Here is a 13,177-nt window from a genome sequence, read left to right as displayed (position 1 = left end):
GTAGAAGGAAGTAGAAGACAACGCAGGAGGATCATATTATGACAAAAGAAAAATTACTATTATTGGACGGTAATAGTTTAGCATATCGCGCGTTTTTTGCGTTGCCATTGTTGACGAATGATAGTGGTATTCATACAAATGCTGTATACGGCTTTACAACAATGCTACAAAGAATATTAGAGGAAGAACAACCAACGAAAATTTTAGTGGCTTTTGATGCAGGAAAAACAACTTTCCGTCATGAAACCTTTACAGAATATAAAGGTGGACGACAAAAGACTCCACCAGAATTATCGGAGCAATTCCCTTATATACGAAAGCTAATTGATGCTTATGGAATAAAACAATACGAGCAAGATTTATATGAAGCGGATGATATTATCGGGACGCTGGCGAAAGAAGCTTCATCACAGGATATGGATGTGATTATCGTTTCTGGTGACCGTGATTTAACACAGCTTGCGACGGAGCAAGTAACAGTTTATATAACGAAAAAGGGGATTACAGAAATTGAGAGAAATACTCCGGCCTTTATTGCAGAAAAGTACGGTTTAACGCCGCTACAGATTATTGATATGAAAGGCTTAATGGGTGATTCTTCAGATAATATTCCTGGTGTGCCAGGTGTTGGTGAAAAGACTGCCGTCAAACTATTAAAAGAGCATGGCTCCGTTGAGGCACTTTATGAGGCGATGGATACATTGAAAGCTTCTAAAATGAAAGAAAAGCTGGTAGCCAATGAAGAGCAGGCTATTATGAGTAAGAAACTGGCAACGATTTATACAGATGCACCAATTACCATTTCACTAACTGATCTCGCTTACAACGGACCAAATGAAGAAGAATTAATGAATGTATGGCGTGAGCTGGGCTTTAAATCACTGCTCGAGAAAAGTGATTTTACTGTGCAAGAGCAAGAGCAAGCACCTTTTGATTTTGAACAAGTTCAAGAAGTACGCCAAGAAGACTTACAAGATGTGATGGCTGTGCATGTGGAGCTAGAGAATGAACATTACCACACTTGTGCGCTACTAGGGATGGCATTATCTGATGGAACAAAGACTCAATACATTCCTTTTGAGATTGCGGCAAAATCAGATATACTACGTCGCTGGTTAGAGGATTCATCAAAAATAAAATATATGTCTGATTCCAAAGCGTCTAAAGCGGCATTAAAACGAGCAGGTATTCAATTAGCTGGCGTTGATTTTGATTTAGTGCTTGCTTCGTATATTAATAATCCCGGACTTAGTGGAGATGATGTTGCCACTCTTGCAAGAGAGCTTGGGTATTATGATGTACAAGCAGATGAAACGGTCTATGGAAAGGGAGCTAAACGTGCTGTACCTGAAATAGATAAGCTTGCTCAGCATGTTAGCCGAAAAGCCTATGCTGTATGGTCATTACAGCCGAAGCTAGAGGCATTATTAAAAGAAAATGAACAATTTGACCTTTATAAAGAGTTGGAATTGCCTCTGGCAGCCATTTTAGGTGAGATGGAAAGTGAAGGCATTACTGTTAACCGTTCCACGCTAGAAAAAATGGGACAAGAGCTTAACGATAAGCTTGTCGTACTTGAACAAGAAATTTATGCGGAGGCAGGAGAAACCTTCAATATTAATTCACCAAAACAATTAGGTGTTATTTTATTCGATAAATTGGGCTTACCTGTTATTAAAAAAACGAAGACGGGCTATTCGACGGCTGCTGATGTATTAGAAAAATTAAAATCAGAGCATGCCATTATTGAATATATTCTGTTATATCGTCAGCTTGGTAAATTACAATCTACTTATATTGAAGGGTTGCTAAAGGAAATACATGAAAAGGATAGCAAGGTGCATACTCGTTTCCAACAAGCTCTAACCGCTACAGGACGACTAAGCTCGACAGATCCAAATTTACAAAACATCCCTATCCGTTTAGAGGAGGGACGTAAAATCCGTCAAGCATTTGTCCCTTCAAAAGAGGATTGGATCCTGTTTTCTGCGGATTATTCGCAAATCGAATTACGTGTACTCGCTCATATGTCGGAAGATAAAAACCTTGTAGAGGCCTTCCGTGAAGGGATGGATGTTCATACACGAACAGCGATGGATGTATTCCATGTATCCGAAGAAGAAGTTGATAGTAATATGCGTCGTGCAGCAAAGGCTGTGAACTTTGGGATTGTTTATGGGATCAGTGATTATGGTCTATCACAAAATCTAGATATTACCCGTAAGGAAGCGGCAACTTTTATTGAGAAATATTTCGCTAGTTTCCCAGGCGTCAAACAGTATATGGATGATATTGTGCAAAATGCGAAGTTCAATGGCTATGTCACAACGATTTTAAATAGACGTCGGTATTTACCAGATATCACAAGCTCGAACTTTAATTTAAGAAGTTTTGCTGAGCGTACGGCTATGAATACCCCGATTCAGGGAAGTGCTGCGGATATTATTAAAAAAGCAATGATTGATATGGATGCTCGACTAAAAAAGGAAAATATGCAGGCAAAGCTACTCTTACAAGTGCATGATGAATTAATCTTTGAAGCACCTAAGGAAGAGATTGCGATGTTAGAAAAAATTGTACCAGAGGTAATGGAAAATGCGATTGAGCTTTCCGTACCGCTAAAAGTAGATTTTAACCATGGTTCGACATGGTATGAAGCAAAATAAGGAGGGGTTCAAATGCCTGAGTTACCAGAGGTAGAAGGTGTCGTCCAGGCATTGAAGCCAAAGGTTGAAGGACGTACAATTCAAGATGTTCAGCTATCTGAAAGGGTACACTTTTCTTTTAGTGAGGGGAAACAATGTATTGTTAAACAAGCGGAGCCTGATGCATTTGAATTAACATTGTCTGAAATGACGATTACAAAAATTGAACGACGTGCGAAATATATTTTCTTTCATTTATTGAAAGATGAGGTTCCTTATGTTCTTGTTAGTCACTTAGGAATGACAGGTGCATGGTTTGTTGTAAATTCACCAGAAGACATCAACGAAGCCAAATTCCAAAAGCATATACATGCAACATTTAAGATGGCTGATGGTGGTTACTTAATTTATTCAGATATACGACGTTTTGGTGAACTACGATTTTTGGCAAAAATTGAAGATCATATACCATTAACAAAAATGGCACCAGAGCCCTTTGATGAATTAGCGTGTGAATTTTTTATAACAAAATCTACATTACCGAAATATGCGAATAAGGCCGTAAAAGAAGTGATTATGGATGGTCAAGTCATTTCGGGTTGTGGCAATATTTATGCAACGGAGGCGCTATTCGCTCAGAAAATTCATCCTGCACGAAAAATGAACCGCATAAGTGAGAAGCGCAAACGAGCATTATTTGAGGAGATCGTTGCTGTTTTACGTCAAAGTATTGAAGCAGGTGGTTCAACTATCTCTGATTATCGAAATATTAATGGGGAAGCTGGGAGCATGCAGAATCGTTTGAAAATGTATGGGAAAAAAATATGCCCCGCCTGTGAAACAGCAACAAGTCAAATGACGATTGGTGGGCGGACGTCGTCTTTTTGCCCAAATTGTCAACATTAAAGGGGATTTAACAATGATTATCGGACTTACAGGAAGTATTGCAAGCGGAAAAAGTACAGTAGCAAAAATGATGCTCGAACTAGGATTACCGATTGTGGATGCAGACATTGTAGCGCGAGATGTTGTCGAACCAGGAACGGAGACATTGGCATTTATTGCAGAAAACTTCGGCCAAGATATTTTACTAGAGGATGGCAATTTGAATCGGACAATGCTTGGAAATATTATTTTTCATGAGCCAGCCAAACGAAAAATTTTAAATGATATTATGCATCCGGCCATTAGAAAGGAAATGCTACGTCAACGGGATGCCTATTTAGAGGGCGGTCATGAACATGTTGTCATGGATATTCCCCTGTTATTTGAAAGTAAGCTTCAGCATTTTGTAGAGCGTATCATTGTAGTGTCGGTAAGTGAAGAGGTTCAGCTTCGACGTTTAATGGAACGCAATCATTTAACAAAAGAGGATGCCTTGGCGCGCATGCATTCACAGTTGCCTATGTCTGTGAAAGAAAAGGGAGCTCATGCAGTCATTTATAATAATGAGAATCTGGAAAATACAGAGGAACAATTAAAGAAAATTCTAGCTTTCTGGGGTGTAATTTAAATGGCTTCAGACTAAAAATGTGTAGCAAGTACATCTTGCTACACATTTTTTATGGGTGAATGCCATAATAAGAGATAATTTTTCAGAAAATAAGAACTTTAATAATATGAGTATATAATGTTCATCTTTTTTAAAATTGTGTTATACTAATCACCATAAAGTATATAATTAATCTGAGTATGTACTCACAGGAGGATTTTTAAATGACAGTATCAATTGCTATTAATGGTTTCGGACGTATCGGACGTATGGTTTTCCGCCAAGCGATCGTACAAGAAAATTTAAATATTGTTGCTATTAACGCTAGCTATCCAGCAGAAACGTTAGCACATTTGATTAAGTATGACACAAATCACGGAACATTTGAAGGTACAGTAGAACCAGCAGGCGATGCTTTAGTTGTAAATGGCAAACGAGTTCAAATTATTAGCGAACGCGACCCATTAAAATTACCTTGGGCTACAATGGGTGTTGATATCGTTATAGAAGCTACAGGTAAATTTAATGAACGTGACAAAGCAGCAATGCACTTAGAGGCTGGCGCGAAAAAAGTTATCTTAACAGCACCTGGTAAAAACGAAGATGTAACAATTGTTTTAGGTGTTAATGATGACAAACTTGATATTGCTAAACATGATGTAATTTCAAACGCTTCTTGTACAACAAACTGCTTAGCACCAGTAGCAAAAGTATTAAATGATACATTTGGTATTGAAAATGGTTTGATGACAACTGTTCATGCTTATACAAACGATCAAAAGAACTTAGATAATCCACATAAAGATTTACGTCGTGCACGTGGGTGCGCACAATCAATTATTCCTACATCTACAGGTGCTGCCAAAGCATTAAAATTAGTTCTACCTGAATTAGAAGGTAAAATTCATGGTATGGCACTTCGCGTTCCAACACCAAATGTTTCTTTAGTGGACCTTGTAGTAGATTTAAATACAGATGTAACAGTTGATGCTGTTAATGCAGCTTTTGTAAAAGCTGCAACAGAAGGTCCAATGAAAGGTATTTTAAATTTCTCAGTTGAACCACTAGTATCTTCTGATTACAACACAACGACTTACTCATCAACAGTTGATGGGCTTTCCACAATGGTATTAGGTAACCGTAAAGTGAAAGTACTTGCTTGGTATGACAATGAATGGGGTTACTCTGCGCGTGTTGTGGACCTAGTGAAAAAAGTAGCTAATGCATTAGAAACAGTTAACGCATAATAATATTTTTATCTTGAGCACATTGAAATCTAACGGGTTTCAATGTGCTTTTTTTAAAAAACTTTCCTTGTACTTTAGGTGCTTTAGGTTTATCATGAGCTCACTACGTGAATGCACTTTTCTTATATGTAGGAAATTTGTTATAATAGAAATATTAAATTGTTGTAAACCAGGAGAGTAATTATATGAGATGTCCATCTTGCCAATTTAACGGAACGCGTGTTGTGGATTCGAGGCCAGTAGATGATAACAAAGAAATTCGTAGACGTCGTGAATGTGAGTCATGTGGCTTCCGTTTTACAACGTTTGAAAAAATTGAAGAGACCCCATTAGTTGTAGTGAAAAAAGAAGGTTCACGAGAGGAATTTAGCCGTGAAAAGGTACTTCGTGGCCTTATTCGTGCCTGTGAGAAACGCCCAGTTGCGCTTGATATACTGGAGCAACTTGTCCTATCAATTGAAAAAGATCTTCGTCGTATTGGAAATTCGGAGGTACGTTCAGAAGATGTCGGTGAATTGGTCATGGATCGCTTAGCCAAAATTGATGAGGTGGCGTATGTCCGTTTTGCATCGGTCTACCGACAGTTTAAAGATATCAATGTCTTTATCGAGGAAATTAAAGATATTATTCAACGTCAAACGGAGCAGAAATCATAGAAAATAGAGAGGATGAATGACGTTGATTCATTTATATAAGGAATTGCAGCCTGGCGATCCTTTTGACATTCGTCTACCTCATGCATTTTCTACTCAAGAGCGTCAATTAGTAACATTATTCTATCAACCGTTAACGGGCTCAGACCCCATCAGCCTATACTTAACTTTATGGGCTGAAGCAGAGCAGATACCAAAGCAGCAAATGACACATTATTATTTAATGAATGTGCTTGGTCTGCCCATTGGTAAAGTGTTTGAGGCACGAATAGCCCTTGAAGCGATTGGTTTACTACGTACATGGAAAAAAGAAAATGCTGGTGAGCGGAGTTTTTTATATGAGCTACAGCGTCCATTAGATGCAGAAAGCTTTATGAAAGACCCGTTGTTGTCGATGTTTTTATTTAGCAAAATTGGAGAGCAGGCATATCGTAATTTGCGTCAACGTTTTATATCCCCTGTAAGGGACGCGGAGTTAAAGGATGTATCTCGTGCCTTTATAGATGTCTATAAGCCCGTTCATTCCAATATTCCATCAGATTTACAAGTGGATACGAATCGTAAGGATAAACAACAAAGGGTGTATCCTTTTTATTTGGAGCAATTTGACTTCGATTTGTTACAAGCAGGGTTATCCGAGCAATTGGTACCGTCTAGTTTACTGACATTAGAAGTTCGTGAGGCTATCGCAAAGCTAGCATTTTTATATCATTTAACAGCGCTCGATATGCAAAAAGTGGTGATTCTTGCTTTAGACGATGATTTAGGAATTTCTCAAGAGCGCTTACGCAAGGCAGCTGCTGATTTCTATAAGTTAACTGTGTCAAAAGAGCCGCCCAAAATAGCGAGAGTTAGCGAACAGTTGCCATTAGAAGAAACGGGACAAAAAACGAAGGATCAGGAGCTACAACACTATTTAGAGACTACAGCTCCTATTCAAGTGTTACGTGACATTAATAATGGAAAAGAACCTTTGCAAACCTCTGTACAACTTGCGGAAAGTTTGATTGTACAGCATGGCATGCCGGTTGGGGTAGTCAATGCTTTGCTAGAGTATGTTATGTTAACAACGGATATGAAGTTACCTAAAAAATATGTGGAAACGATTGCGGATCATTGGGTTCGTAAAAATATTCAAACCGCTAAAGAAGCAATGGAACTTGCACGCCAAGAGCATGATAAATATACAACTTGGAAAAATAAACCTCAAACGACCACTAAAACGAGTCAGCGTGTTAAGGGACGTTCAGGACATCAACGAGAAGAAAAAGTTCCTGAGTGGTTTTATAAACGTGATGAGAAACAAGAGGAAAGTACTTCTAGCACGATAGATTTTGAAAAAGAACGTCAAAAAATATTAGAAATGCTAGGGAAAAGTGAATAGTAAAGAAGGTGAACAACAATCGAACCAATAAATGGACCATTAAAACGAGCTATTAATGTACCCTCGTTTCAAGAACGCTATGAAGCTATGCGACGTGAAATTTTAGATAATCCCCGAGTACAGGAATTTCTTGCACGTCATGCAGATGAATTAAGCTATGATAATATCGAACGAAATTTACCTAAGCTGCATGAATTTATTAGTCAATCTACGGAATGTTGTGGTTGTGATAACACAGAACATTGTACAAACTATTTAAAAGGCTTCCTCCCTACTCTAAGGGTAGTTCGGAATACAGTTGAAATTGATTATGTACGCTGTGAGCAAAAGATCAGGGAAGAAGAGCGTCGGGATGTCGCGAATATGATTGCAAGTATGCATATGCCAAAAGATGTGCTTCAAGCAACTATTCAAGATTTAAGTATCGATGATGAGTCTCGGGTGATGATTGCCCAAAAAGCAGCACAATTTGTAAAAGCGACAAAAGAATCAGGTCATTTACCATCAAAGGGTTTTTACTTATACGGTAAATTCGGCGTGGGGAAGTCTTTTGTGCTTGGTGCAATCGCCAATGAGCTAGCGTCTATTAAAATACGTTCAGTGGTTGTCTTCGTGCCAGAATTTTTACGGGAAATGAAAAATGCTATTGGCGATAATACATTGAATGAAAAAATAGATTATATTAAAAAGGCACCTGTTTTAATGCTCGATGATTTAGGTGCAGAAACAATGACCGCCTGGACACGGGATGAAATTTTAGGGACTATTTTCCATTATCGTATGGCGGAACAATTGCCAACGTTTATTACATCAAATTTTAATTATGGAGAATTAGAGCACCATTTAGCTCAATCACAAAAAGGTGATATTGAGGTTGTTAAGGCAGGCCGTATAATGGAGCGTATTAAAGCCTTGACAGAGCCAATTGAAATGCGTGGCAATAACCGTAGGATGTAACATTGGTAGTTGCATTTTTCGACAATCGAGCGTATACTGACTCATATACTAAATATCAATATGCATTGATGAGGACATGAATTTTGTGTATCAGCTTCTAGAGAGGGAAGTCAACGGCTGAAAGCTTCCTAGTTTGAACGCATCATTTACTACCTGCTGAGCAGCGAAAGGGATAATCTTTCGCCGGTCCCTAGCCCGTTAGCTAGCCTTGAGCTTCGTCTGACTTGATAAGTCGGAAGGAAGAAGGGTGGAACCACGAGCATACGCTTCGTCCCTTTTGTGAGGGACGGGGCTTTTTTTATTATTTTAGATGTGGAGACTTCGCTTAGACCAATTGTGGAGAGCGCTCATATAGGCAGCTGAATCACTTTATTAGTCTACAATCAATCATTATGTATTCAACTTAACAAAGGAGTGCAAAGAATATGTCAGAAATGATTAAATTAACTTTCCCAGATGGCGCTGTAAAGGAATTTGTAAAAGGTACATCAACAGATGACGTAGCCTTATCAATTAGCCCTGGCTTACGAAAAAAAGCTTATGCAGGTAAAATTAATGGTGTATTGGTAGATTTAAAAACACCAATCGAAGAAGATGCTACAATTGCCATTATTACACAAGATGATGAAGAAGCACTTGAGATTTTACGTCACTCAACAGCTCATTTAACAGCACAGGCAATTAAACGTTTATTCCCAGATGTAAAGCTTGGTATTGGTCCTGTCATTGATGGTGGATTCTACTACGATATTGATTCTCCTACACCCATCACTGCCGAGGATTTACCAGCAATTGAAAAGGAAATGAAAAAAATTATTGCTGAAAATCTAGAGGTAGAACGTAAAAATGTAAGTCGTGCGGAAGCACAAGCAATGTATGAAGAAATTGGCGATGAATATAAATTAGAATTACTAGAGGCAATCCCTGCAGATGAGCAAGTGTCCATTTATTATCAAGGGGAATTTTTCGATCTTTGCCGTGGTATTCACGTACCATCTACTGGTAAACTTCGCGAATTCAAGCTGCTATCATTAGCAGGTGCCTATTGGAGAGGGAACTCTGATAACAAAATGCTACAACGTATTTATGGTACAGCGTTCTTCAAAAAAGAAGAATTAAAACATCACCTACAAATGCTAGAAGAAGCAAAAGAACGTGATCACCGTAAAATCGGGAAGGAATTAGAGCTATTTACAACTTCTCAAAAGGTCGGCCAAGGTTTACCACTTTGGTTACCAAATGGTGCAACAATTCGTCGTGTTATTGAGCGTTATATTGTCGATAAAGAATTATCTCTTGGATATAAGCATGTTTATACACCTGTATTAGGTTCAAAAGAGCTTTATCAAACTTCAGGTCACTGGGATCATTACCAAGATTCTATTTTCCCACCAATGGAAATGGACAATGAGACATTAATTATGCGTCCAATGAACTGTCCTCACCATATGATGGTTTACAAAAATAGCATGCATTCTTATCGTAGCTTACCATTACGTATTGCTGAGCTTGGAACAATGCACCGCTATGAAATGTCGGGAGCAGTTTCTGGCCTGCAGCGCGTACGTGGGATGACTTTAAATGATGCACATATCTTTGTTCGTCCAGACCAAATTAAAGCAGAATTCCAAAAAGTCGTGCAGTTAATCTTAGAGGTGTATAAAGATTTCGATTTAAATGATTATTCATTCCGTTTATCATATCGCGACCCTGCTGATACTGAAAAATACTTTAATGATGATGCTATGTGGGAAAAAGCACAAAGTATGTTAAAAGAAGCAATGGATGAGCTTGGCTTAGATTACTTCGAGGCTGAGGGTGAAGCAGCATTCTATGGTCCTAAACTGGATGTGCAAGTAAAAACAGCGATTGGTAAAGAAGAAACTTTATCAACAGTTCAGCTAGACTTCTTATTACCAGAACGTTTCGACCTAAGCTACGTTGGGGAGGATGGCAAACCACATCGTCCAGTCGTTATTCACCGTGGCGTTGTATCAACAATGGAGCGTTTCGTTGCCTTCTTAATTGAAGAATATAAAGGTGCATTCCCAACTTGGTTAGCTCCTGTCCAAGTAGAAGTCATTCCAGTATCGAATGAAGCACACTTCGATTATGCAAAACAAATCGAAGAGCAATTAACAGCAGCGGGCTTACGTGTGGAAATGGATGATCGTGAAGAGAAATTAGGCTATAAAATTCGTGAAGCACAAATGAAAAAGATTCCGTATATGCTTGTCATTGGTGATAAAGAAGTTGAAGCTAATGGTGTTAATGTTCGTCGCTATGGCTCAAAAGATTCCGAAACAATTAGCTTTGAGAATTTCCTAGCAGCTATAAAAGCAGAAATTACAAAATAATCTTTCTTAAAAAACCTCACTTGCATAAGTGAGGTTTTTTGTATAAAATGAATCTTGCTGTTGTATAAATTATTTAATAGTAGGTCAATCTAGAAATGATAAGAAAATTAGTATTTGACAGCTTATCATATACATGCTAATATAATTAAGGTTAATGAATACAAAGTTTGTGGTTGAAGTAGAGGCTGCCCGCTTCTCACCTGATACAACGCTTTAAAGGCTGTGAACAGGTATGACACGTTGAATTGTTTTGCGTAGACTTGCGCATGCACATATAGCGGGCGGACATCTTCAAAATGTCCGTCCTTTTTTTATGGACATGACAAGAGGATGTACCGTTCAACCGGGCAAGGCTTTGCCCAAACCATGTATTCGCGACAACTACTTGGAGGTGGATTACTATTAGCAAAGACATGTATGTAAACGAAGGCATTCGCGCACGTGAACTTCGATTAATCGATCACAATGGTGACCAGCTTGGTGTAAAGACACGTAATGAAGCGCTAGAAATCGCCGCTCGTGTAAACTTGGATCTTGTCCTTGTGGCCCCTCAAGCCAAGCCGCCAGTCGCTCGTATCATGGACTATGGTAAATTTAAGTTTGAACAGCAAAAGAAAGACCGTGAAATTCGTAAAAATCAAAAAGTCATCGTAATGAAAGAGGTTCGTCTGAGCCCGACAATCGATGAACATGATTTCCAAACGAAGCTACGTAATGCGATTAAATTCCTTGAAAAAGGCGATAAAGTAAAATGTAGCCTACGTTTCAAAGGTCGTGCGATTACACACAAAGATATTGGTCAACGTGTGTTAGATCGTTTTGCTGAAGCTTGTGCTGAAGTATCAACGGTAGAACAAAAACCGAAGATGGAAGGCCGAAGCATGTTCTTAGTTCTTCAACCAAAGAACGAGAAATAATATTAGACGAACAGTTTAGGAGGAATTCGACATGCCAAAAATGAAAACTCACCGTGGAGCTGCGAAACGTTTCAAAAAAACGGGTTCAGGTAAATTAAAATATGACCGTGCTTATGGAAGCCACTTATTCGCAAACAAATCTACGAAACAAAAACGTCACTTACGTAAAGCAAACATCGTTTCATCTGGTGACTTCAAACGCATCAAATCTTTACTTGTTTACATGAAATAATTGACTACAAAAATACTAACATTCATTTTTTAATGAAAAGCAGGAGGTAATTCATATGCCACGCGTAAAAGGCGGAACAGTGACGCGCAAACGTCGTAAAAAAGTATTAAAATTAGCTAAAGGTTACTATGGTTCAAAACATACATTATATAAAGTTGCTAACCAAGCAGTAATGAAGTCAGGTCAATATGCATACCGTGACCGTCGTCAGAAAAAACGTGATTTCCGTAAATTATGGATCACTCGTATCAACGCAGCTGCTCGTATGAACGGTCTTTCTTACAGCCGTTTAATGCACGGTTTAAAAGTTGCTGGTATCGAAGTTAACCGTAAAATGTTAGCTGACCTTGCTGTAACTGATGCTGCTGCATTCACTCAATTAGCAGACGCTGCTAAAAAAGCAGTAGCTAAATAATATTTGACTCAGTTAAATATTATTTCTGCACCGAAAGCGAATGCGATAGGTGAAGAAAAAGACTGATGGATTTTTCCATCAGTCTTTTTTGTGTTAGATTAATCATATACGTTTTTTGATAAAGGAGTAGAAAATGGGACAAGCAGTATTAGCTTATATGAGTATTATATCGATTGTGTTGCTCATTTTAATGGGGATGGACAAATCGCGTGCTAAAAAGCATGAATGGCGTATTGCAGAGCGTACTTTGTTCACACTAGCCATCGTAGGAGGGGCAGTAGGTGGAGTGCTTGGCATGTATTTATTCCGTCACAAAACACGCCATAATAGTTTTGCCTTTGGATTTCCTCTACTGGCAGCCATCCAAATTTTTATTATCGTACAGCTTTGGATATAAATAAAAACATTTTAAAACACACATCCTCATCAAGAGGATGTGTTACGCATAAGCTGTTCAATGGGCTGCTTCCAATTGATTTTCGCACTTGGATAATTCAATAGTATTTCTTGCTGTAAATATTCAAAGTCGCCTTTTGTAAAGCCCTGCAATGTTGCAGTATCACGTGCGCCGACAAAAATAGTGACAACCTCGAAGGCATCCTCTGTTGTACCTAAGTATTTTTCGCCTTCAAAAAGAGCACCCTTATAGGAAATAAAGAAATTTTTCCGGACATTTTTAACGTCATCATAAAAGTAATATTGGCCTTTTTCATAGGCTTCGTCAAGTTTGCGTTTAGGATCAGTTATATAACGAATCGCTTTATAAAATACATAAATAATAAGCGCTATTACAGCAAGTCGAATTAGTAACGGCAACATGTTTAAATTTCCCCCTTGAAGAAAGGTTATTCTTTCCTATACGATTGGGGAGGTCAAAT

At 38.4% G+C, this 13,177-nt stretch carries 13 protein-coding genes; 12 read left to right on the top strand and 1 reads right to left on the bottom strand.

From position 1 onward, the window contains the following. Positions 1–38 precede the first annotated feature (38 nt). From polA to AC3CH7_RS12960, 12 genes are all read left to right on the top strand, one after another. Positions 39–2,666 carry a DNA polymerase I gene (gene polA, locus AC3CH7_RS13015; RefSeq protein WP_488381771.1) on the top strand — a complete coding sequence of 876 codons (2,628 nt, stop codon included), beginning with the start codon at positions 39–41 and terminating at the stop codon, positions 2,664–2,666. A gap of 12 nt (positions 2,667–2,678) precedes the next feature. Then, on the top strand, positions 2,679–3,551 hold the full coding sequence (gene mutM, locus AC3CH7_RS13010) for a bifunctional DNA-formamidopyrimidine glycosylase/DNA-(apurinic or apyrimidinic site) lyase (protein WP_488381770.1): 873 nt from the start codon (positions 2,679–2,681) through the stop codon (positions 3,549–3,551). A 13-nt stretch (positions 3,552–3,564) separates the two neighbouring features. Next, on the top strand, positions 3,565–4,158 hold the full coding sequence (gene coaE, locus AC3CH7_RS13005; RefSeq protein WP_031418638.1) for a dephospho-CoA kinase: 594 nt from the start codon (positions 3,565–3,567) through the stop codon (positions 4,156–4,158). 203 nt (positions 4,159–4,361) lie between these two features. After that, positions 4,362–5,384, top strand: a complete 1,023-nt coding sequence (locus tag AC3CH7_RS13000; RefSeq protein WP_008176871.1) for a glyceraldehyde-3-phosphate dehydrogenase — start codon at positions 4,362–4,364, stop codon at positions 5,382–5,384. Positions 5,385–5,569: 185 nt separating this feature from the next. Then, positions 5,570–6,040 carry a transcriptional regulator NrdR gene (nrdR, locus tag AC3CH7_RS12995; protein WP_008176873.1) on the top strand — a complete coding sequence of 157 codons (471 nt, stop codon included), beginning with the start codon at positions 5,570–5,572 and terminating at the stop codon, positions 6,038–6,040. 16 nt (positions 6,041–6,056) lie between these two features. After that, the gene (locus AC3CH7_RS12990; protein WP_036162294.1) at positions 6,057–7,421 is read left to right on the top strand and encodes a replication initiation and membrane attachment family protein; all 1,365 of its coding nucleotides are present in this window, start codon (positions 6,057–6,059) and stop codon (positions 7,419–7,421) included. A gap of 27 nt (positions 7,422–7,448) precedes the next feature. Further along, a complete protein-coding gene (dnaI, locus tag AC3CH7_RS12985; protein WP_257216206.1) occupies positions 7,449–8,378 on the top strand; it encodes a primosomal protein DnaI in 930 nt (309 codons plus the stop codon). A 425-nt stretch (positions 8,379–8,803) separates the two neighbouring features. Continuing rightward, positions 8,804–10,735 carry a threonine--tRNA ligase gene (gene thrS, locus AC3CH7_RS12980; protein ID WP_036217398.1) on the top strand — a complete coding sequence of 644 codons (1,932 nt, stop codon included), beginning with the start codon at positions 8,804–8,806 and terminating at the stop codon, positions 10,733–10,735. 413 nt (positions 10,736–11,148) lie between these two features. Continuing rightward, a complete protein-coding gene (infC, locus tag AC3CH7_RS12975) occupies positions 11,149–11,652 on the top strand; it encodes a translation initiation factor IF-3 (RefSeq protein WP_012295602.1) in 504 nt (167 codons plus the stop codon). Positions 11,653–11,683: 31 nt separating this feature from the next. Further along, entirely contained in the window at positions 11,684–11,884 is a 201-nt protein-coding gene (rpmI, locus tag AC3CH7_RS12970; protein ID WP_004226312.1) for a 50S ribosomal protein L35, read from the top strand. 55 nt (positions 11,885–11,939) lie between these two features. Further along, complete coding sequence (gene rplT, locus AC3CH7_RS12965) at positions 11,940–12,299, top strand: 50S ribosomal protein L20 (protein ID WP_004226314.1); 360 nt, start codon at positions 11,940–11,942, stop codon at positions 12,297–12,299. A 133-nt stretch (positions 12,300–12,432) separates the two neighbouring features. Further along, positions 12,433–12,696 (top strand): DUF1294 domain-containing protein, encoded by a 264-nt coding sequence (locus AC3CH7_RS12960; protein WP_012295601.1) that lies wholly within the window; start codon positions 12,433–12,435, stop codon positions 12,694–12,696. A gap of 29 nt (positions 12,697–12,725) precedes the next feature. Here AC3CH7_RS12960 and AC3CH7_RS12955 read toward each other — a convergent pair whose 3' ends face one another. Beyond that, the gene (locus AC3CH7_RS12955; protein ID WP_008179260.1) at positions 12,726–13,118 is read right to left on the bottom strand and encodes a hypothetical protein; all 393 of its coding nucleotides are present in this window, start codon (positions 13,116–13,118) and stop codon (positions 12,726–12,728) included. Positions 13,119–13,177 lie beyond the last annotated feature (59 nt).

It is taken from the genome of Lysinibacillus sp. F12, from assembly GCF_057773605.1.
Note: the sequence above shows the minus strand (reverse complement) of the source record. Positions and strands in the feature narration are given on the sequence as shown.